Below are 20,609 nucleotides of genomic sequence, written 5' to 3'. Positions count from 1 at the left end.
GCCGCCGGGCGGACGCCCTCCCCCGGCCTCGCCCCAGCGCTACGTGCTGCGCGCCACCGTCCGCGGCGCCCGCTCGGCCGCCGACGACTTCGGTGCCGGTGCCGGTGCCGGTGCGAAGTAGACGGACGTGAGGTGCGAGACGCTGCGGAACCCGACCCGGCGGTACACGCCGAGCGCGCCGGGCTCCGCCTGGAGCGTCACGGCGGTCGCGCCGTCGCGCAGGGCACGCTCGACGCCGGCGCTGACCAGGGCCGTCGCGATCCCTCGACCGCGGTGCTCCGCCTGGGTCGCGACGACGTAGATGCCCGCGACCGTCCCGGTGACGAGCACCTCCGTCGTCGCCACGACGGAGCCCGCGAGCACGCCGACGAGCCGCGTCCGGGCACCCGCGTCGTAGCTGCGCTGCCGCTCGACGCCGACCGTGAGGTCCCGGGCCTCCGGCGGGACGCCGAACGCGTCGCGGTAGCCGTCGACCCAGGGCCCCAGGTCCGCCTCAGCCGGCACCTCGTTGACGCTCAGGCCGGCGGGCGGCTCCGCGACCGGACGGAACGCGGCAGGATCCAGCGCCATCACGTCCAGCGAGCCCGCGTCGACGCCACCACCCGCGAGGAGCTCGTCCACGGTCCCCGGCCGGCTGAGCGGGCTCACCTGCCACACCCAGGGCAGGCCGCGAAGCCTCTCGCGGAGCTCAGGCAGCACCTCGCTCGCGGGGGCCGCGCTCGACGTGACCCCGTTGAGGATCGGGTGCGGCACACCGGAGACGTGGTACGCGAGCCCGTCGACGCTGCCGCGGTCCCGGACCCCCCAGCCGAGCCAGTACGTGTCCCAGTTGTGCAGCAGGGCGGTGAGGTCCGTGCCGAGGGCGGTCACAGGTCCGCCGCCCGGACCTCGTCGCCGGCGACCGGCCCCGCTCCGGCGCCCGGCCCAGCTCCGGCGTCCGCCAGGAAGGAGAGGACCGCTCCGGCGAACAGGTCCGGCGCCTCGAGGTGCAGCATGTGCCCGGCCTCGGGCACCTCGACGTAGGTCGAGGTCGGGAGCAGCGCGTGCAGCTCACGTCCCCACTCCGGGCCGCAGACCGGGTCCAGCTCACCGCACAGGACGAGCGCGGGCGCCGTCATCCGGGCGAGCGAGCCGCGTACGTCGAACGGCGAGATCTCCGGCGTGCCCAGCGGCGTCGCCGCCAGGCGCATCGTCCGGACGAGCCCCTCGACGACCTCCGCACGCGCGGGCAGGTCGCCGACGTACAGCGGGAGCGCGGACGGCAGCGCCTGCGCCAACGCCTCGTCCGTCGTCGCCTCGAGCATCGCCTGGAGCGCACCCGGGAGCGCCGCGAGGTCCGGGCGCGAGGGCTGCTGCTCCGCGCGTCGGACGAGGGTCTCGAGGGCCCGCTGCATCAGCTCGGGACCGAGCCGGGCGGCCGTCGCGTACAGCACGACGCCTGCGACACGCTCCGGGTGGAGCAGGGCGTAGTGCGCCATCACGAACCCACCGAACGAGTGCCCGATGAGGTGCACGCGCGGGTCCGCCGGGTCGGCGACCGAGCGGACGACCTGCGCGAGGTGCCGCGCGTAGGTGTCGATGCGGTAGTCGCGAGGGTTCGCCAGGCGGCCCGAGTGCCCCGTGCCGATCGGCTCGACGTAGACGACCGTGAGGTGCCGCTCGAGCTCGGGCATCCGCAGGTACTCCCAGTCGGCCCCCGGACCGCCCGGGTGGACGACGCAGACCGGCCCTCGGCCCGCCACGTGGAAGCGCTGGACGACACCGTCGACGACGGTCGCGTGGGGTGTCGGAGCACCGTGGTGCGAGGTGGATGTCATGTGTGTCTCTCCTGGATCAGCGGACCGCCGTTGCGATCCGTCGAGGACAGGAGGCGCGGGGGGCCCAGAAAGTTCGATCCTGCGTCCGACGTCGGTGCACCCGGCGCGAGTCAGGTCAGGGCTCGGGGTGGTACAGCCGCAGCGTGCGGACGCGGCCGTGGGCGTTCCGCTGGAGCCACAGGACCGCGGGCGCGCTGCAGTAGTCCAGGTCCTCGCTGGTCATGCGGGTCTCCCAGATCTGCACGTCCCCGGCGGTCTGCACGTTCGTGACCCGTTGCGCCACGCCGTGGTCGACGTCCGCGCGCAGGGCAGCGACGAGGGCCGAGCGGTCCCACTCCTGGCCGGCGGGGCCCTTCGCGGTCATGGCGGCACCCCACAGGTCGTCGACGGCCCGGTCGAGCTCCCCCGTCCGGACGGCGGCCAGGAACCAGGCCGCCCGGGCGGCGTCGGCCTGCGCACGGAGCGTCGGGTCGGGTGCGTCGACCGCCGCGCGCTTGAGCTCCTCGAGCAGCTTGACGCGGGCCTGGCTCAGCCGGCTACGGACCGTCCCCACCGGGACGCCGCACACGGCGGCGATCGCCGCGTACGACTGCGCGGAGCTGAAGTAGCGCAGCAGGGTCACCGTGCGCAGCGGCTCGGTGAGCGTCGAGAGCGCGGTCCACAACCACGCGCGCGTCGTCGCGTCCTCGAACAGACGCTCCGGGGGGTCGACGACGCCGAGCGCGTCCTCCTCCTGCGGGAGGGGCGCGTACCGACGGTCCCGCCGTACCTGCGCGAGCGCGTGGTGGCGCACGATGGTGCGCAGCCACGCCCCGAAGGCCGCGGGCTCACGGAGCTCGTCGAGCTGGGTCAAGGCGGTGAGGATGCCGTCCTGGACCGCGTCCTCCGCACCCGCGCCGTAGCCCAGCACGGAGACGGCGACCGCACGCGCACGCGCCTCGTGCGCCGCGACCAGCGCCCCGAACGACGCCGCGTCGCCGGCGCGCGCCAGGCGGACCAGGCTCTCCTGGTCCTCGGGCGTCAGAGTGGCGGGCACGGCGGCACCTCCTGCGGCGGTCTGTGGTGGTTCGGGCGGGACGTCATGCTAAGCAGGGCGTCCCGCCGGGCGCGACGCCCTGCGGGTGAACGCCCGGGGACGGCCCCTGCGCCTGGCCCGGCATCAACCGATCGGTCGATGCCGGGATCGACCGACCTCGCCCCTGGCCGGGTGATCCGCCCTCGCGCCCGAGGGCCGAGGCTCGAGGCATGGACATCATCGAGGTCACGAACCTCCACAAACGCTACGGGGCGACGACGGCGGTCGACGACGTCTCCTTCACGGTCGAGGCCGGCGAGATCTTCGGCATCCTCGGCCCCAACGGTGCGGGCAAGACCACCACCGTCGAGTGCCTGACCGGTCTGCGCGCACCCGACCGCGGCACGCTGCGGGTGCTCGGGCTCGACCCCGGCCGGGACCGCGGTGAGCTGCGGCAACGCGTCGGCGTCCAGCTGCAGGAGAGCCGGCTGCCGGACAGGCAGACGGTCGGCGAGGCGATGGAGCTCTACCGCTCGTTCTACCGGCGTCCCGCCGACGGCGGCCGGCTCCTCGAGATGCTGGGGATCGCGGACAAGCGCACCACCCAGTACCGCAAGCTCTCCGGCGGGCAGAAGCAGCGTCTGGCGATCGCCCTCGCGCTCGTGGGCAGCCCCGAGGTCGCGGTCCTCGACGAGCTCACCACGGGCCTGGACCCGCAGGCTCGACGCGACACCTGGGACCTCGTCGAGCACGTGCGCGACGCCGGGGTGACGGTCGTGCTCGTCACCCACTTCATGGACGAGGCGGAGCGCCTCTGCGACCGGCTCGCGGTGATCGACTCCGGTCGGGTGACCGCGCTCGACACGCCCGCGGGCCTGGTGGCGCGCGTCGGCGCCCAGCAGCGGGTGCAGTTCCGGCCGTCGGTCCCCGTGGACGAGCGGCTCCTGACGGACCTCCCGGAGGTCACGGACCTGCGCCACCACGGCCAGCACGTCGTGGTGACGGGCACGGGCAACCTGCTCCAGGCCGTCACCTCGGTGCTGGCCGTGCACCACGTCGTCGCGCACGACCTGCGGGTCGAGCAGGCCAGCCTCGACGACGCCTTCATCACCCTCACCGGAAGGAGGTCGGTCTGATGTCCGCCCTGTACAGGCTCACGGTCGCCGAGACCAGGCTGTTCCTGCGCGACCCCGTGTCGGTCGGCTTCGGGGTCCTGTTCCCCGCCGTCCTCCTGCTCGGCCTCGGCGCCATCCCCGCGCTGCGGGAGCCCGCCGAGGAGTTCGGCGGCGCGACCTTCGTCCAGTCCTGGGCCCCGGCAGCGCTGGCCCTCGGCCTCGGCATCCTCGCCCTCCAGCAGATCCCCGTGGTGGTGGCCACCTACCGCGAACGCGGCATCCTGCGCCGGATGTCGACCACGCCCGTGCACCCCGGCGCGATGCTCGCGGCGCAGCTGCTCGTCGCCCTGGGCGCCGCGGTCGTGGCGGGTGCCCTCGTGGTCGCGTCGGCCTGGCTCCTGCTCGACGTGCCGCTGCCCCGGCAGCCGCTCGAGTTCGCGGTGGCGTTCGTCGTCGGCTTCGGCGCCCTCCTCGCCGTCGGCGTGCTCATCGCGGCCGTCGCGCCGACCCTGCGGCTCGCGACCGGCCTGTCGACGCTCGCCTACGTGGGTGCGATGTTCACGGGCGGCGTGTTCCTGCCCCAGTTCCTCCTGCCGGACGCCCTGGTGCGGATCAGCGCCTACGTCCCGCCGGGCGTGCAGGCCCTGCTCGACACCTGGTCGGGCGTGGCGTCCACCACGGCCGGCGCGAGCCCGCCCCTGATGCTCCAGGTCGGGATAATGGCGGTGCTCGCGGGCGTCGTCGGCGGGGCCGCAGCCACACTGTTCCGCTGGGAGTGAGCCGGGGGTGCCAGCCACGATGAGCGAGGACCTGGGCCGTGACGGCGAGCACTACTTCGTCGCGCTGCTGCGCCTGATCCCGTGGCTCACGCTCCCTGTCGCGACGGTGATCGCCGTCGCGCAGCCCGGCCAGACGGGGGCCGACCGCGCGGTCACCCTCGGTCTGGCCGGGCTGGCCGCCGTCTGGGTCTACCTCACGTACACCCGGGTGTCTCAGGAGCGCCGCCGGCGGACCCTGCCGCTGCTGACGTACTTCGTGGGGCTGCTCGCCCTCAGCGCGGTCTTGATGGGCCGCGACCAGGTCTTCCTGCTCTTCACCGTCACCGGGTTCTTCCACGCCTTCGTGCTGCGCCCGTGGCAGGTGGGCGTCGCGGGGGTGCTCGCCACGTCGGTGGTCCTCAACACCGTGACCATCGGTGTGCCGGGCCCGTCCGTCGCGTCGATCGCGACCTACGCGGGTGTCATCGCTGTCCAGACGGCGGGCGTCGGGCTCGGTGTCGCCCTGGTCGAGCGGACCACCGAGCAGCACCGACGCCGCAAGGAGATGATCGCCCGGCTGGAGGCGACGCTCGCGGAGAACGCCGGCCTGCACGCGCAGCTGCTCGCGCAGGCCCGGGAGGCGGGGGTGGTCGACGAGCGTCAGCGGATGGCCGGCGAGATCCACGACACCCTGGCGCAGGGCCTGACCGGCATCATCACGCAGCTCCAGGCCGCCCAGCGGGTCTGGCGCTCGCCGGACCAGGCCCTCGAGCACGTGGACCGGGCGACGGGTCTCGCCCGGGAGAGCCTCGCCGAGGCCCGACGCTCGGTGCAGGCGCTGCGGCCCCACCAGCTCGAGGAGGCGCACCTGCCCGACGCCCTGGGTGACCTGGTGCGGCGCTGGGCGCAGGACGGCGGTGCCGCGGCAGGGTTCGACGTGACCGGCGACCCGGTCCCCCTCAGCCCGGCCGTCGAGGTCGCGCTGTTCCGCGTCGCCCAGGAGGCGCTCCACAACGTCGCACGGCACGCGCAGGCGGGGCGCGTCGGCGTCGTGCTGTCGTACCTGACGGACGAGGTGCTGCTGGACGTGCGCGACGACGGGCGGGGCATGGACATGGACAGCGACGGGTACGAGGGGCGAGGGTTCGGGCTGCGCAGCATGGCGCAACGCGTCCGGAGCGTGGGAGGTGCGATGCAGATCGAGAGCTCGCCCGGCGAGGGCACCGCGATCAGCGTGCGGGTGCCCGCGGCCCCGGTGACGGCGCCGTGATCCGCGTCCTGATCGTCGACGACCACCCCATCGTCCGCAACGGGCTGCGGGGCGCGTTCGCGGACGTGCCGGACATCGAGGTGGCCGGCGAGGCGGGCGACGGGCGCGAGGGCGTGAGCGAGGCCGTCCGGCTGGGCGTCGACGTCGTGCTCATGGACCTGCGGATGCCGCAGATGGACGGCGTGCGGGCGATCGTCGAGCTCGGCCGCGTCGCACCCTCGGTCCGGGTGCTCGTGCTCACCACGTTCGACAGCGAGTCCGACGTGCTGCCCGCGGTGCAGGCCGGCGCGACCGGCTACCTGCTCAAGGACACGCCCCCCGAGGAGCTGATCCACGCCGTCCGCGCCGCCCACCGCGGGGAGTCCGTCCTCGCGCCGTCGGCGGCCGGGCAGCTCATGGGGCGGGTCCGCAGACCCACGGGCCTGGCGCTGAGCGACCGCGAGCTCGAGGTCCTCCAGCTCGTGGCCGACGGCGCGTCCAACCGGGAGGTGGCCCGGCAGCTGTTCATCAGTGAGGCCAGCATCAAGACGCACCTTCAGCACGTGTACGACAAGCTCGACGTCCGCGACCGCGCCGCCGCCGTGGGCGAGGGCTACCGGCGGGGGCTGCTCCGGTAGCCGGCGCACGCGGACGCTGGGGTGCGGGCGGGTCAGCCCTCGCGCGGTCGCGCCGCGCCGTCCAGCCGCTACGCGAGTCGCTGTGCGAGCCGCTGTGCGAGCCGCAGCGCGACCACCGCCAGCAGCGCCCCGAGGACCGCGCCGAGCGTGTTCTGCAGCCAGTCGTTGGTCGAGCAGCTCCGGCCGAGCGCGGGGGCGAGCGCCTGGACCGCCTCGATGAGCACGGACAGGCCGCTCCCGGCGAGCAGCATCGCGAGCGGACGCCGGGTCAGGACGCCGGCCAGCAGGACGACCGGGCCGAGCATGACCAGGTTGGCCACGGCCTCGACCGCCCCGAGCCGCGGCAGGCCCCACTCGACGGTGCAGCCGACCGCGAGCTCGCGCTCCGTGGGGACGAGAGTCAGCGCCGCGACGACCACGAGCGAGAGCCCCAGCAGCACCTGGGTGACGCGCGGTCGCGGGACCAGCCACGCCCCCGCCAGGGGACCGACGACGACCAGCACCACGAGGGCGGCGGTCGTCAGCCACGGATGTTCGACAAGGACGGTCGAGAGCACGGACCGGACCCTACCCAGGCGCGGTGCGTGCCCGTCGTGCCGCAGGCCGTCCTCCGGCCCGGCGTGACCACGGGCTGGACGTCGCGAGCGAAGGCATGCCCGCCCGGCCGCCTACCACGGTCGTGGTACGCGCAGGTCGCTCCCGCACAGTGACGACGGCTCGGGCGCGGGTTCGCGACAGTCGTCCTACGACAACACACCGGAGGACGACCATGATCGAGCTGCGAGAGGTCACCAAGCGCTACGGCGACAAGGTCGCCGTCGACCACATCAGTGCCACCATCCGCCCCGGCGTCGTCACCGGGTTCCTCGGCCCGAACGGGGCGGGCAAGTCCACGACGATGCGCGTCGTCGTCGGCCTCGACAGGGCGACGTCCGGCGCCGCCCTCGTCAACGGACGGCCCTACGTCACCGCGCCCGCTCCGCTCGCGGAGGTGGGCGCGCTGCTGGACGCCAAGAGCGTCGACAAGGGCCGGACGGCGCGCAACCACCTGCTCGCCCTGGGGGCGACGGTCGGCATCGGGCCGCGTCGGGTCGACGAGGTTCTGGGCGTCGTCGGGCTGAGCGACGTCGCGGGCAAGCCCGCCGGGACGTTCTCCCTGGGCATGGGCCAGCGGCTGGGCCTCGCTGCGGCGCTGCTCGCCGACCCTGCCGTGCTCATCCTCGACGAACCCGTCAACGGCCTGGACCTGGACGGGATCCAGTGGATCCGCGCCCTGCTCGCCGACCTCGCCGCCGAAGGGCGCACGATCCTGCTGTCCTCGCACCTGATGAGCGAGATGGAGCTGGTCGCCGAGCACCTCCTGGTCATCGGCCTGGGGCGCATCCTCGCGGACACCTCGATGGATGCGTTCATCGCCGGGGCCTCGTCGGGCGTCGTCGTCGTGACCTCGCCGGACGCCGCCGCGCTGGCACCGCTGCTCGTCGGACCCGACGTGTCCCTGACGGCGTCACCGGGCGGGCGGCTCGAGGTCCGCGGCATGACGGCGGACGTCATCGGCGACCTCGCGGCCCAGCACCGCGTGCGGCTGCACGAGCTCGCCGAGGTCACCCCGTCGCTGGAGACCGCCTACCTCGAGCTCACCCGGGGCAGCGTCGAGTACACCGGCGCCGTCCCGAGCCACCTGCGCCCGACCCGCACCGCCGACGCCGACGCCGCCAGGAGGGCTGCCTGATGACCACCGACACGCTCGTGGCTCCTGCCGCGGCAGCCGACCGTGCTGCGTCCCGCAGCACGGAGCCCATCGCCGTCCGCCCGCAGACCCTGGGGCGGGCCATCCGCTCGGAGTGGGTCAAGCTCACCACCCTGCGCTCGACCTGGGTGGGCCTGGGCGCCGTCGTCCTGATCCTCGTCGGCCTCGGCGCCGTCGCCGCCGGGGTGTCCACCGGCTCCGTCGCGGACCCGGACGGAGGCGGCGGTGGCGGTGGCGACGGACCCTTCGGCGGCTCCGGGCCGGTCGCGATCGCCCTGACCGGCGCCAACTTCGCCGTCCTGCTCATCGGGGTGCTCGGGAGCCTGGCCGGGGCCCGCGAGTACGGCTCCCGGATGATCACGGCGACCGTCGCCGCCGTCCCGCGGCGGTGGCAGGTGGTCGTCGCCAAGGCCACCGTGTTCCTCGGCACGACGCTCGCGGCGTCGCTGATCGGCGTCCTCGGCGCGTTCTTCGCCGGGATGGGCATCCTGGCCGGCGCGGACGCCCCGACCGTCGCACTGACCGACGACGGCGTCCTGCGCGAGGTCCTCGGCATGGCGGGATACCTCGCCGCGATCGGCCTCATCGGCCTGGGCCTGGGGATCCTGCTGCGCAGCGTCGCCGGGTCCGTCGGGGCAGTGGTCGCGGGCGTCCTCATCCTGCCGACCCTCGCCGGTGCGCTCCTGCCGGACACCTGGGACCCGATCCTGCAGTACCTGCCCAGCTCGGCAGCCTCGGCCTTCACCGCCGTCCAGAGCTTCGGCACGGAGGTCCTCAGCGCCGGGGCGGGGGCCCTCGTCCTGGTCGCGTGGGTCGCGGTGGCGCTGGGCGGCGCGGTCGTCGCCCTCACCCGGCGCGACGTGTGAGCCGGTCTGGCGCGGCGTCGCGGTCCGTAGGGTGACAGCCATGGACGTGCGTCGGTCGGTCGTGGAGGCGCTCCGGCGTCGTCCCGCGGTCGCCGACGCACTCCTGGGCGTCGCCCTCGGCGCGCTCTTCCTGGTGGGCCCACTGGTCGCGCCCGATGGCCTGCGTGACGAGGGGGCCCTCGACCTGACGCCGACCCCGCCGGGTGTCGCCCTGACCGTCCTGGCCGCGGTCGCACTCACCCAGTGGCGGCGGCACCCTGCCGTCACGGTCGCCGTGACGACGGCGGTCACGGCGGTGTCGATGCTCAACGCCTGGGACGTCTACGTGGCGACACCGGCCGTGGTCATCGCGGTGTACGGGTACGCCGTCCGGGCCCCGCGGGCTCGCGCGGTGGCTGCGGCCGTCGCCGTGTCGCTGACCATCGGGCTCGCCGGGCTGTGGCGCGACGAGTGGGGCGAGCACGACAAGGTCATCCTCCTGCTCTGGACGGCGACTGCCGTGGCAGCTGCCGTGCAGAACCGGCGCGCGACCATGGCGGCCCTGGAGGACCGCGCCCGCCGCGCCGAGGAGTCGCGCGAGGAGACCGCACGCCGCCGAGTCGCCGAGGACCGCGTACGGATCGCACGCGAGCTGCATGACGTGATCGCCCACCACGTGGCGGTGATGAGCGTGCAGTCCGGGGTGGCCGAGCACATGGTGGAGCGTGACCCGGCGGCGGCCCGCGAGGCGCTGGCGCACGTGCGCACCGCGTCCCGCGCCGTCCTGGCTGAGCTGCAGTCGGTGCTCGGGGTCCTGCGGCAGGACGAGGCGGCGCTGCCCACCGCGCCTGCCCCGCGACTCTCCGGGCTCGACGTGCTCGTCACGTCGTTCCGCGCGACAGGAGCGCGCGTCGAGAGCACGCTCCCCGCGACGCCCCCGGCGCTGTCCCCTGCCGCGGACGTCGCCGCCTTCCGGCTGGTGCAGGAGGCCCTCACGAACGTCCAGAAGCACGCGCACGGGGCCGCCGCAGCGGTGCGCGTCGAGTCGCAGGGCACGCTCGCCCTCATCGAGGTGACCAACGGCCGGCCGCCCCGCCTGCCCGCCGGTCCGAACCGGGCCGAGCCCAGCGGCACAGCGTCGGACGCGGCGTCGGTGGAGCCGCGGGACGCCGCGACCGGCTCCGGCCTGGGTCTGGTCGGCATGCGCGAACGCGTCCTGGCGGCCGGCGGCTCGTTGGAGACCGGACCCACCGCGGACGGCGGCTTCCGGGTCGCCGCCCACCTGCCGCTCGCCCAGGAGGACCGATGACCATCCGCGTGCTGATCGCCGACGACCAGGCGTTGATCCGCGCAGGCTTTCGCGTGCTCGTCGACGGCGCCGACGACCTCGAGGTCGTCGGCGAGGCAGGGGACGGTGAGCAGGCGGTGGCGCTCGCCAGGAGCGAGCGGGCCGACGTCGTCCTCATGGACATCCGGATGCCCGGGCTCGACGGGCTCGAGGCCACGCGCCGCATCAGCGCCGACGAGGACCTCGCCGGCGTCAAGGTGCTGGTCCTGACCACGTTCGAGCTCGACGAGTACGTGTACCTCGCGCTGCGCGCCGGTGCGAGCGGCTTCCTCGGCAAGAGCGTCGACCCGGGCGACCTCCTCGACGCGATCCGGCTCGTCGCAGCCGGTGAGGCGCTCCTGTCACCCGCCGCCACACGGTCCCTCATCCTGACGTTCCTGGCGCAGCCCAGCCGGGTGACCACGGCAGGCGCGCCCGCCCAGCTCGGACAGCTCACCGAACGCGAGCGCGAGATCGTCGCACTCGTCGCGGAGGGGCTCACCAACGACGAGATCGCCGCCCGGCTCTTCATCTCGCCGATGACGGTGAAGACGCACGTCAACCGGTCCATGACCAAGCTCGACCTGCGTGACCGGGCGCAGCTCGTGGTCGCCGCGTACCAGTCGGGCCTGGTGCGGGTCGGCCCGAACGACTGACCGCTCCGCCCTACCGCGAGCGCGGTAGGGCGGCGTTGCCGCACAGCGTCGATGCGTGCGACGGACGCCCCTCGGGACGCTCGACGCATGCCGACACCGACCGCCCACGACCCGCACCTGCCCGCTGATCCCACCTCCCGCCCTCGCTCCGGTGTCCGCGGCGAGGCGGCGAGAGCCGAGACGCGACGGCGCCCGCGCCCCAGCACAGGCGTCCTGACCCATCTGGCGATCACGGTGCTGATCGCTGCGGTCTGGCTGGCCGTCGGTCCTGGCGACGGGCTCCAGCAGAACCACGTCGCCGAGCTGCTCGGCGTCGAGTCCGTCTGGTTGATGAGCTCCTCCGTCCTCGTGCTCACGCGCTCCGCCCGTGTCGAACGCTCGTTCGGCGGCGTCGCGGGCGCCCTGTGGTGGCACCGCGTGGCCGGTGCGGTCGGCGTCGGGCTCGGCGTCGTCCACCCGGTCCTCCTGGTGCCGGACGGCGGCCGGCCGGCGTCCCTCTTCGCCGAGCTGCTCGACCCGCTGACCGCGCTCGCCGTCGTGCTCACGGCCTGGGCACTGATGACGCCGACCTCCCGGGTCGCCTCGTGGCGCGGCCCGCTCGGTTGGCTCGCCCGGCGCAGCTACGACCGCTGGCGTGCCATGCACGGCGTGCTCGCGGCGTTCCTGGTCGTCGCGATGGCCCACGGCGTGGCCGACAGCGTGAGCCTGCGCGAGCGGCCCGTGCTCGCGGTCGTGTACGCGGGTGTCTGCGCCCTCGGCCTCTACGCCGTGATCGAGCGCATGGTCATCACCCGTAGCGGCGTGCGTGACGTGCCGGGGACCGTCGTGGCGGTCGAGCGCCATGGCACGGACGTCGCGGTGATCACCATCGCTCCCGAGCGGCCGATCCGCTACGCGGCGGGCCAGTTCGTCGAGCTGGGGGTGCCCGTCTCAGGCGAGCGGCCCCACCCGCTCACGCTCACGAGCGCACCCGACCAGCCCGACCTCCAGGTGGCCGTGCGGGCCGTCGGAACCGGCACCGCCCGGGTCGTCGCGGGTGTCCGTGCCGGCGACCGGGTGTCCCTGGGCCCGGTGCGCGGCCTGTTCCGCCACGAGGGCGCCGGCGCACGTCAGGTGTGGCTGGCCGGGGGCATCGGCATCGCGCCGTTCGTCAGCTGGGTCCGCGCGCAGGGCGAGCACTACCCCGATCACCACGTCGACCTGATCTGGTCCAGCCGCGGCTTCGAGACGGAGCCGTTCGCCGACGAGCTGCTCGATGCCGCACTCCGCCTCGAGTGGCTGGATGTCCACCTGCACGACACCACGCGCCTCGCCCGGCTGACCGCGGGCGACATCGTGGCCGTGGCCGGCGGGAGGGCCGATGCGATCTCCGTCCTGGCCTGCGGGTCGCCGGCGATGGTCTCGACGCTGTGCACCGACCTGCGCGCAGCGGGGGTTCCCCGCGGGCGGCTGCGCACCGAGGCCCTCTCCTACCGCTGACCCCGCGGGCTCCGCTGGCAGACCCCGCGGGGCGGGCGGGCCGGCCTCAGGGCTGGTCGTGGATGGTCACGGCGTACCCGTCGGGGTCGCCAAGGGTGAACGTCCGCCCGAAGGGGCTGTCGAACGGCGCCGCGAGGATGGCGACACCAGCGGCCGCGAGCCGGTCGTGCAGCTCCTGGGCGTCGGTCGCGTGCAGCCACAGGGCCACCCCGAGCCCGGGGCGCGGGCTCGCTGCGTCCAGGTCGACGCCGGGGAGCGGCTCGCGGACGGCGAAGGCGATGGGAGCGGTGTCGAACACGACCGCCCCGGGCGGGCTCATGGGTGCGCGGCGCAGCCCGAGGTGCGTCTCGTAGAACTGGGCCGAACCCTGCAGGTCGCGCACCTGCAGGGCGAGGAAGTCGGGTCCGGTGACGGTCATGGGGTCCTCCAGGGATGTCAGGATGTTGACACCTGGATTGTGTGTCAGGATATTGACATGAGTCAAGGCGAGATGGTCGGCGACCTGGACCACGCCGTGGGCTACGTGCTCAAGCAGGCCGCGGCGGCGTTGCGCACCGCGATGGATGCCGCGCTGCGGCCGATGGACCTCACGGTCCCGCAGTACGCCTGCCTCGAGCTGCTCGGGCAACGGCCGGGCCTGTCCAACGCGGACCTGGCGCGGGGCGTGTTCGTCACCCGCCAGTCCATGAACGGGGTGCTCCGCGGCCTGCAGGACCGGGGCCTGGTCACCCGGCCGACGACCGCGCCGCAGGGCCGGGCGCTGCCCACCGAGCTCACCACCACCGGACGCGAGCAGCTGCGCAGGGCCAGCGCCGCGGTCCAGGCGATCCAGCAGCAGATGGTGTCCCACCTGTCCCCCGCGGCCCAGCGTCGCCTCGTGGACGACCTCGCGTCGTGCGTCGCCGCGCTGTCCGTCTCACCGACTCCCACCGCAGACTGAGGCCGACGACGGCGCAGCCCCGCCCGGGTGCCCACCTGCCGTCGGGCCGCTTCTCGCCGAGACCTGGCCGACGCACGGGAGCGCACGCCGGAGCGTCAGTGGCCGGTGAGCTGGTTCTTCACCTGGACCACGCCGATGGCGACGACGAGGACGCCGCCCGCGTAGACGAGCGCACGCCGCCGTGTCGCACCCCCGCCGACGGCGACGGCGAAGCCCACGAGGGCGATCGTCGCCGCGAGCACGAGCCCGAGGACCTCCCCCTCCACGGGCTCCGGGCTGAGGCCGACGGCGACCGACGCGGCCAGCGCGACGACCGCGGCGCCCGCCACCTGGGCGGCACCCGAGAGCGCATCGCTCGCGCCCACCCGACCCGTCGCGACGAGGCGTGAGGTGACCCGGAACGCGAACACGTGCGCGATCGCCAGCCCGGCGGTGGTGCCCCAGATGAGACCGATCATGGGGATGTGCTCGCGGGTGTCCTCGGGCAGGGCCGTCAGCGCAGCGAGCAGGGAGATGGCGACGTAGAGCGCCATCGTCGCCGCCTCCTTGCGCAGCTCGACGACGTGCATGCTGCCGCCGGTTGCGTGCGCGGGAGCGGGCCCGGTGGCGGCGGGAACGCCCGGGTCCGCGGGCTGCGGTGCGCCCGAGGGCTCCGCGGGACCCGAGGGGTCGGGCGGGACTGCGGGCACGGGCGCCTCCTTCACTGGCCGGGGTCGGCGCGTACCGGGCACGCGACCGCGGCCATCATGTCCCGCCACTCACCCCGTCCGGTAGGTGAGCGTCGGGGTATGGGCGCACCGACGCCCGGCGGTGGTGCCGCCGGGCGTCGGTGGTGACGCGGTGACGTCAAGCCGTCAGGCGCCGGGGAGCGACCACCACTGGGCGCTGTTGCCGTAGCAGTCCCAGAGCTGCAGGCGCTGACCGTTGACGGCCAGGCCGTCGGGGTTGTCCAGGCAGCGTCCGGACGCGGGGTTGCGGTACGCGTTGCCGTCGCGCGCCCACGTCTGGTTGGACTGGCCGGGGTTGCAGTCCCAGAGCTGGACCTTGGAGCCGTTGGCGGTGCCCCAGTCCGTGACGTCGAGGCACTTGTCCAGGACGCGCAGGGAGCCGTCCGCGCCGAACGTGACCTTCTGCGCGGCGGTCCCGTTGCACTCGTAGAGCTGCACCGCCGTGCCGTTGGCGCTGTTCCCGCCCGCGGCGTCCACGCACATGCCGGACGCGCCGGACCGGACCGCACCCGTCCCGGTCACGGGGCCCGCGCCGCCCGAGAAGGCGGTGAGGTCGATGCGCGCGCTGCGCGGGTTGCCGTCGCCCACGAGGGACTCGTGCGCGCCCACGTCGTCGAAGGCGAACGCGTACGCGCTGCCGTCGGCCATCGCCGCGTGGATGATCGGCCCGTACTTCACGACGGGCTCGTTGCGGTAGTACCGCGAGGGGTCGAGCACGGGTTCGGTGGTGCTCGTGCCGAGCGTGCCGCGGAACAGCGCCGCGCAGAGGGTGCGCGCGATCGGGCCGACGACCTGGTCGTTGGGTGCATGCAGGGCGCCGTCGCACGCGAAGACGTCCATGGTCGAGGGCCGCGCGAAGGACGCGACCTCACGGCCGGACGGGTCGGTGAACCGCATGGTGGTCCCGGACACCCGGCCCGTGTAGCGGACCTCGGGGCGGTCGCCGAACGGCTGCACGGTCAGCGAGCGCGTGGTGAAGCTGTTCCACGCCGAGGCGATGTAGGCGTCCAGGTAGGTGGTGCTGAGCAGGCCGGAGCCCGCCGCCTTGCTGGGCGCGAGCACCCGGAGCACGGTGCCGTCCGCGCGCGTGACGACGCTGCGCGCCCACGTGGGGTCGGCGCGCATCGCGTCGACGACCTGCTGGCGACCGTTCGGGACGAGCACGCCGGCGGTGCGGGTGGTGCCCGAGGCGCCGGTGACGCTCACGGCGTGCGGCACGGCGAACATGTCGACCTGCGAGCTGTTGAGCCACAGGCCGTCGTCGTTGTAGGTGAGCTCGCTCCAGTCGAACAGCATGTCCCGCGTCGGGTCGCCCGGAGCCCACGGGGCGGGCTGGACGAGGCCGTCGGGCGTGAGCGCGAAGGGCAGCTTCTGCCCGAACGAGAAGTAGATGCGCCCGGAGAAGCCGCGCGGGATGTTCACCGTGACCGCGCCGCCGTTGGCGGGCCCCGCGATCGCGCTCTCCGGTGCGGGCGAGGGCGGCAGCTGCCCCGCCGGCCACTGGTGGAAGGTGCCGCCGGCGTCGACCCAGCCGAGACGCCCGGTCGCGAGGTTGGTGCCGAGCACGTGGACGAACACCTGCTCGCCCCGCCCGGACTGGTTGGCGATCGTGATCGGCAGCTGGTCGGGCCCGACCGCCGCCGCGGGTGCCGCGGCGCCCATGGCGCACAGACCTCCCACCACGAGCGCGACGAGCCACTTCCGTAGCTGATGCATGTGCGTTCCCCCTCATGTCGTCTCCGCGCGCCGCTCTGCCCGGGCGCGCGGCGCCCGCACCCCTGGGGCGGGCCTCCGCGCGCTGCCGGACGACGTCATCGGGCGGTGCGGGGCGGCGCACGCCAGGACGCAGCCGTGTCATGCACCCTAGTGACACGTGTCATTGAGTGTGGGCCGAACGGGTGAATCAGTTTCGCGGATGCTCGAACGCCGGACTGTCAGGACAGCACGCCTCACGAGCGCCCTCCCGCCCGACGTCGTCGGCCGCCCTTCAGCCTCGGTCAGTCCACGCGAGTCCCCACGGACTCGCGCAGGACGACCGGACACTCGATGACGTGCCGCGGGCCACCGTCGGCAACGCCCAGCAGGGCTTGGACCGCGCGGACGCCGATCTCGTAGTGGGGCAGCGCCACCGTGGTCAGCGTCGGCCTCAGGTGGCCGGCGATGACCTCTTGGTTGTCGAAGCCAACGACGGCGATGTCCTCGGGCACCCTCAGGCCGCGCTCGCGAAGGGCGTCGTAGGCGCCCATGGCAACGCGGTCGTTGTAGCAGAACAGAGCTGTCGGTGGCTGCGGGTCGTCGAGCAGCACCTGGACGCCCACATAGCCGGACTCTTGATCGTGCCCCGCCGCGAAGACGAGTGCGGGGTCCGGCGGAAGCCCCGCGTCCTTGATCGCGGCGGTGTAGCCAGCCAGGCGACCCGAGGGGCCCGGAGCATCTTCGACCGAGTTGATGAAGCCGATGCGTCGGTGGCCCGCGTCGAGGAGGAGCTGGGTCGCCGACCGGCCGCCCCCGACCTCGTCCGGCACCACCGCCGTCTGCCGGGGGTCAGCGGAGTAGCAGTTGGCGAGGACGTGGGGTACCTCAGCCAGCTCTCTGGGGGCGATCACCTGGCGGTGGAAGTACGTCGAGTAGAGGACTCCCGCCACTCGGTGCTCGAGCATCACACGCAGCGTGTTCTGTTCGACCTGGAGGTCGTCGCCGGTGTTGGCGATCAGCAGCAGGTAGCCATGGCGCCAAGCCTCAGCCTGCGCACCCTCGAGGAGCTGCCCGGCGAACGGCGTGGTCGCGATCGCGTCAGCGACCACGCCGATGAACCGCGAGGTCCCGTGGAGCAGGCCCTGGGCGAGCGCGTTGGGCCGGTAGCCCAGGGCACTGGCCGCTGCCCGCACACGGTCCCTCGTCGCCGGTGTGATCTTGGCGCCCGGCTTGTCGTTGAGGACGTAGGACACGGTGGCAACGGAGACGCCGGCGCGAGCAGCGACGTCCGTGATGGTCACGCGGCGCGCGTCACGGCTCACTCAGCACCTCCTCCTGCCCTTCCTCATCCACAGCGTTCGAAGGCTAGCTCCTCATCCCTTGCTGCCACCGCCTTCGATGCCGTAGATGATCGCTCGGTTAAGCGCCAGGAAGGCGAGCAGTACCGGCGTGACCGTCACGCAGACGGCCGCGAAGGTCGCCGTCCAGTCCACCGAACCCATCGCACCCATGTAGTTCTGCAGCCCCAGGGGGATCGTGCGCAGCTGCTCGCTCAGCACGAAGGTGTTCGCGAAGATGAAGTCGTTCCAGATGAAGATCGTGTTGACGAAGACCACCGTGATGATCGTGTTGACGGACAGCGGCATCGTGATCTTGAAGAAGACCCGGTACGGTCCGGCGCCGTCGAGTGAAGCCGCCTCGTAGGTCTCGTGAGGGACGTACTGGAAGAACGACGCGAACAAGTACACGGAGATCGGCAGCGAGAAGCCGACGAGCGGCACGATCATCGCCTGGTACGTGTCGAGCAGCCCCACGCGCGCGTAGTTGATGAAGAGCGGGACGAGTGCAACCTGAACGGGGACCACCAGGCCAACGACGAACAGCCCCATCACAGCATTGCTCCACCGGAACCGAAGCACCTGGATCGCATAGGCCGCCATCATGCCGAGGAGCACGATGAAGACGTTCGATGCGACGGTGACCACGAAGCTGTTGCCGATGTACCGCGGCAGATCGGCCATCTCCCACGCCCGGCCGAAGTTGTCAAAGGTGGGCTCGCGAGGCAGGGCGAACGGGTTGCCGCCGGCGAACTCCGCCGGCGTCTTGAGGCTGGCCAGGACCACCCACACGAGCGGATAGATCTGGATGGCGACGATGAGCAGGACCAGGATCGTCGAGAACGCCCTGGCGATCCGGAGCCGGCGATTGCCTTCTCGCGTGCTCATGGGACGCGCGGCTCGGGGCAGGAGTGCGCTTGTCATGCCGTCTTGTCTCCTCGATTGCGCAGCACAAGGATCGCACCGACGGCAACGACGCACTGGACGACGATGAAGACAGCAATCGTGCTGGCGTAGCCGAAGTCGGTGCTCGTGAATGCCGTCTTGTACATGTAGGTCGTGAGCAGCTCAGAGGCTTGCCCCGGTCCGCCGTTGGTGAGCAGGTAGGGGATGTCGAAACCACGCAGGCTGTAGGTGGTCGCCATGATCATCGTGGTGAGCCAGACGGGGCGGATGTAGGCGAAACGGATGTGCCGAAAGACCTGCCAGGAGCTCGCGCCGTCGAGACGGGCAGCCTCTTCGAGCTCCGCCGGCACCGCGATGATGGCCGCATACAGAATGAGCATGTATAGCCCGGTGAAGCGCCAGCCTTCGGGTACGGAGACAGACACCAGCACGGTGTCGAGCTCGGAGAGCCACGGGCGCGCGAGGTCATCGAGCCCGATGGCGTCCAGAGCGCCGTTCAGCAGGCCGACCGGCTCGAACGAGTAGACGCGCTGGAACAAGAGCGCGATCGCGACCGTCGAGACGATCGCCGGAAGGAGGAACAGGGTCTTCACCGTCTCCCGGCCGCGCCTGACGTAGGTCAGGAGGTTTGCCAGGAACAGGGCGACGCCGAGCTGAAAGAACAGGGCTACGGCGACGTAGACGAGCGAGTGGCCCGCCGCCCGCCAGAACACGTCGTCGCCCACCAGCATGCGGCGGTAGTTGTCGATGCCGACGAACTCCATCGGGGTGATCCCGTCCCAGCGGAAGAAGCTGAGGAACAGCGACTGAAGGATGGGAAAGAGGACCGCGACGACGTAGGTGAGCAGGGGCGGTAGCAGGAAGACGGCAACGGCGGTCTTCGATCGGTGGCGCAGCATGGTTGTCTCCTACCCGGGGCAGGGCGAGTGCATCGCCCCGCCCCGGGATTGCGGGTCAGTTGCCGAAGTACCCTGGCGCGTGGTCTGCGATGGTGGCGTCCATCGTCGCGATGAACGCCTCCGGGGTCGTGTCACCCTGCGCGAGGAGGGTGAGCTCCTGCTGGAGGCGCGTGTTCGACGTCGGGTCGAGCTGGGTGTCCCACGGCATCGCGACCACGTCTCCGACGTTCTCCATCTCCGCAGCGGCTCTGTCGAAGATCTCCGTCGCGCCGGCCGGACGAGTCACCTCCACCCCCAGCGTCGGACCGAATGCGCCCAGGGCGGCGTAGCGGGCCGGGTACTCCCGGAGCATGTACGAGACGAAGTCCTTCACCAGCGGGTCGAAGCTCGCCGAGCTGAGCGCCGCCCCGATGCCCGACGGCGCCACGTACTCGTTCTCGGCGGTCACGGCTCCGTCCACTGTGGGAAGCGTGAAGTAGTCGATGGAGTCCGCGATCGGCAGGTCGGGATCGGCCATCGTCGGCAGTTCCCAGGTACCCATGTTGTAGACAGCTGCCTGCCCACTGGTGAACAGGTCACGAGCGTCGGTATAGCTGGCGGACGAGAAGCCATCTGCGAAGCAGCCGGCCTGCCCCAGGTCGTAGATCCAGCTCGCGGCCGCAGCACCCGGTTCCTCGGCCATGGACGCCTCGCCCGTGCGAAGCTCCGACACGTACTCGGGTCCGGCAGCGCGGAACGGGTAGTAGGAGATCCATCGCTCGAGCGGCCACTGGTCTGCGCCAGCCATCGCGATCGGGATCACACCCTGCTCGCGGAGGGGTCCGCACAGGTCCACGATGTCGTCGAGCGTGCTCGGCACCTCGAGACCTGCAGCGGCGAACAGCTCGGTGTTGTACCAGAACACCTCGATGCCGAACTCGAACGGGAGGAGGTAGAGGCTGCCGTCGTCGAACCTCTGGTACTCGAGCGCGGCCGGGCGGTAGTCGTCGTAGATGTCGAGCTCCGTGAGGAGAGCCTCGACGTCGACCATCTTTCCCTGGTCTCGAAGCTTCGCCGCGAACGGGGTCGCGTCCGTGTCGAAGAGCTCCGGCAGCTGGTTGGCGGCAGCGAGAGTCTCGAGCTTCTGAAGGTAGGACGGGCGGTCCGGGGTGGTGATGAGCTCCAGCTCGAAGCCGGGGTGCGTCAGCGCGTAGTCCGCCGCGATCTCCTGAATGGTGGTGATGACAGCCCCGTCGGCGGGTCGCGAGAGGAGCCAGGAGATGGGACGCGGGACGATGTCGCCTTCCACGTCCCCGGGGTCGGTGCTCGCCGGCGTTGAGCCGCCGGTGCATGCCGCCAGTGTCAGAGTGGCTGCCGCGAGAGCGACTGCCGAGCGGAATGAACCGCCCCGGCGTGTCCGGAGACTCACTGGTGTGAGACCTCCGCTGTTGGCGTGAGGCTGTGGGCAGCGTAGTA

At 72.8% G+C, this 20,609-nt stretch carries 21 protein-coding genes; 10 read left to right on the top strand and 11 right to left on the bottom strand.

Annotated features, from left to right (window positions below; translation table 11 throughout):
* Nucleotides 1–39: 39 nt before the first annotated feature.
* From FZ988_RS16770 to FZ988_RS16760, 3 genes are all read right to left on the bottom strand, one after another.
* Nucleotides 40–870 carry a GNAT family N-acetyltransferase gene (locus FZ988_RS16770; protein ID WP_149205191.1) on the bottom strand — a complete coding sequence of 277 codons (831 nt, stop codon included), beginning with the start codon at nt 868–870 and terminating at the stop codon, nt 40–42.
* On the bottom strand, nt 867–1,817 hold the full coding sequence (locus FZ988_RS16765) for an alpha/beta fold hydrolase (protein ID WP_149205190.1): 951 nt from the start codon (nt 1,815–1,817) through the stop codon (nt 867–869). Before FZ988_RS16765 ends, FZ988_RS16770 begins: the two co-directional genes overlap by 4 nt.
* 115 nt (nt 1,818–1,932) lie before the next feature.
* Entirely contained in the window at nt 1,933–2,853 is a 921-nt protein-coding gene (locus FZ988_RS16760) for an RNA polymerase sigma factor (RefSeq protein ID WP_149205189.1), read from the bottom strand.
* Nucleotides 2,854–3,062: 209 nt separating this feature from the next.
* On the opposite strand from FZ988_RS16760, the gene FZ988_RS16755 reads away from it, so the two are divergent.
* The 4 genes from FZ988_RS16755 to FZ988_RS16740 are packed head-to-tail and all read left to right on the top strand — an operon-like array spanning nt 3,063 to nt 6,592.
* The gene (locus FZ988_RS16755; protein WP_149205188.1) at nt 3,063–3,968 is read left to right on the top strand and encodes an ABC transporter ATP-binding protein; all 906 of its coding nucleotides are present in this window, start codon (nt 3,063–3,065) and stop codon (nt 3,966–3,968) included.
* On the top strand, nt 3,968–4,726 hold the full coding sequence (locus FZ988_RS16750) for an ABC transporter permease (protein ID WP_149205187.1): 759 nt from the start codon (nt 3,968–3,970) through the stop codon (nt 4,724–4,726). The genes FZ988_RS16755 and FZ988_RS16750 overlap by 1 nt, the downstream gene beginning before the upstream one ends.
* Nucleotides 4,727–4,745: 19 nt before the next feature.
* The gene (locus FZ988_RS16745) at nt 4,746–5,975 is read left to right on the top strand and encodes a sensor histidine kinase (RefSeq protein ID WP_149205186.1); all 1,230 of its coding nucleotides are present in this window, start codon (nt 4,746–4,748) and stop codon (nt 5,973–5,975) included.
* Nucleotides 5,972–6,592 carry a response regulator gene (locus FZ988_RS16740; protein ID WP_149205185.1) on the top strand — a complete coding sequence of 207 codons (621 nt, stop codon included), beginning with the start codon at nt 5,972–5,974 and terminating at the stop codon, nt 6,590–6,592. The genes FZ988_RS16745 and FZ988_RS16740 overlap by 4 nt, the downstream gene beginning before the upstream one ends.
* Before the next feature lie 68 nt (nt 6,593–6,660).
* Here the strand turns inward: FZ988_RS16740 and FZ988_RS16735 are convergent, their stop codons facing one another.
* The gene (locus FZ988_RS16735; protein ID WP_149205184.1) at nt 6,661–7,149 is read right to left on the bottom strand and encodes a VanZ family protein; all 489 of its coding nucleotides are present in this window, start codon (nt 7,147–7,149) and stop codon (nt 6,661–6,663) included.
* Between the two features lie 212 nt (nt 7,150–7,361).
* On the opposite strand from FZ988_RS16735, the gene FZ988_RS16730 reads away from it, so the two are divergent.
* The 5 genes from FZ988_RS16730 to FZ988_RS16710 all read left to right on the top strand — a co-directional run bounded on the left by FZ988_RS16730 (nt 7,362) and on the right by FZ988_RS16710 (nt 12,649).
* On the top strand, nt 7,362–8,324 hold the full coding sequence (locus tag FZ988_RS16730; RefSeq protein WP_149205183.1) for an ATP-binding cassette domain-containing protein: 963 nt from the start codon (nt 7,362–7,364) through the stop codon (nt 8,322–8,324).
* Nucleotides 8,324–9,208 (top strand): ABC transporter permease, encoded by an 885-nt coding sequence (locus tag FZ988_RS16725; protein WP_149205182.1) that lies wholly within the window; start codon nt 8,324–8,326, stop codon nt 9,206–9,208. The genes FZ988_RS16730 and FZ988_RS16725 overlap by 1 nt, the downstream gene beginning before the upstream one ends.
* Nucleotides 9,209–9,248: 40 nt before the next feature.
* The gene (locus FZ988_RS16720) at nt 9,249–10,496 is read left to right on the top strand and encodes a sensor histidine kinase (RefSeq protein WP_149205181.1); all 1,248 of its coding nucleotides are present in this window, start codon (nt 9,249–9,251) and stop codon (nt 10,494–10,496) included.
* Nucleotides 10,493–11,170, top strand: coding sequence for a response regulator (locus tag FZ988_RS16715; protein ID WP_149205180.1), 678 nt, complete (start codon nt 10,493–10,495; stop codon nt 11,168–11,170). The genes FZ988_RS16720 and FZ988_RS16715 overlap by 4 nt, the downstream gene beginning before the upstream one ends.
* Nucleotides 11,171–11,257: 87 nt before the next feature.
* Nucleotides 11,258–12,649: a ferric reductase-like transmembrane domain-containing protein gene (locus FZ988_RS16710; RefSeq protein ID WP_149205179.1), complete on the top strand. Its 1,392-nt coding sequence runs from the start codon at nt 11,258–11,260 to the stop codon at nt 12,647–12,649.
* A gap of 46 nt (nt 12,650–12,695) precedes the next feature.
* On the opposite strand, the gene FZ988_RS16705 is transcribed toward FZ988_RS16710, so the two are convergent.
* Entirely contained in the window at nt 12,696–13,067 is a 372-nt protein-coding gene (locus FZ988_RS16705; protein WP_149205178.1) for a VOC family protein, read from the bottom strand.
* 57 nt (nt 13,068–13,124) lie between these two features.
* Between FZ988_RS16705 and FZ988_RS16700 the strand changes: the two genes are divergently transcribed.
* Nucleotides 13,125–13,589 carry a MarR family winged helix-turn-helix transcriptional regulator gene (locus FZ988_RS16700; RefSeq protein ID WP_149205177.1) on the top strand — a complete coding sequence of 155 codons (465 nt, stop codon included), beginning with the start codon at nt 13,125–13,127 and terminating at the stop codon, nt 13,587–13,589.
* 95 nt (nt 13,590–13,684) lie between these two features.
* Here the strand turns inward: FZ988_RS16700 and FZ988_RS16695 are convergent, their stop codons facing one another.
* From FZ988_RS16695 to FZ988_RS16670, 6 genes are all read right to left on the bottom strand, one after another.
* Nucleotides 13,685–14,278: a hypothetical protein gene (locus FZ988_RS16695; RefSeq protein ID WP_246169580.1), complete on the bottom strand. Its 594-nt coding sequence runs from the start codon at nt 14,276–14,278 to the stop codon at nt 13,685–13,687.
* Between the two features lie 165 nt (nt 14,279–14,443).
* Nucleotides 14,444–16,033, bottom strand: coding sequence for a beta-1,3-glucanase family protein (locus tag FZ988_RS16690; RefSeq protein WP_149205176.1), 1,590 nt, complete (start codon nt 16,031–16,033; stop codon nt 14,444–14,446).
* Between the two features lie 281 nt (nt 16,034–16,314).
* Nucleotides 16,315–17,334: a LacI family DNA-binding transcriptional regulator gene (locus tag FZ988_RS16685; RefSeq protein ID WP_149205175.1), complete on the bottom strand. Its 1,020-nt coding sequence runs from the start codon at nt 17,332–17,334 to the stop codon at nt 16,315–16,317.
* Nucleotides 17,335–17,385: 51 nt separating this feature from the next.
* Nucleotides 17,386–18,237 (bottom strand): carbohydrate ABC transporter permease, encoded by an 852-nt coding sequence (locus FZ988_RS16680; protein ID WP_246169579.1) that lies wholly within the window; start codon nt 18,235–18,237, stop codon nt 17,386–17,388.
* Nucleotides 18,238–18,269: 32 nt separating this feature from the next.
* Nucleotides 18,270–19,154, bottom strand: coding sequence for a carbohydrate ABC transporter permease (locus FZ988_RS16675; RefSeq protein WP_149205173.1), 885 nt, complete (start codon nt 19,152–19,154; stop codon nt 18,270–18,272).
* A gap of 55 nt (nt 19,155–19,209) precedes the next feature.
* On the bottom strand, nt 19,210–20,562 hold the full coding sequence (locus FZ988_RS16670; protein ID WP_149205172.1) for an ABC transporter substrate-binding protein: 1,353 nt from the start codon (nt 20,560–20,562) through the stop codon (nt 19,210–19,212).
* Nucleotides 20,563–20,609: the final 47 nt, after the last annotated feature.

Source organism: Actinotalea subterranea (genome assembly GCF_008364845.1).
GTDB lineage: Bacteria > Actinomycetota > Actinomycetes > Actinomycetales > Cellulomonadaceae > Actinotalea > Actinotalea subterranea.
Note: the sequence above shows the minus strand (reverse complement) of the source record. Positions and strands in the feature narration are given on the sequence as shown.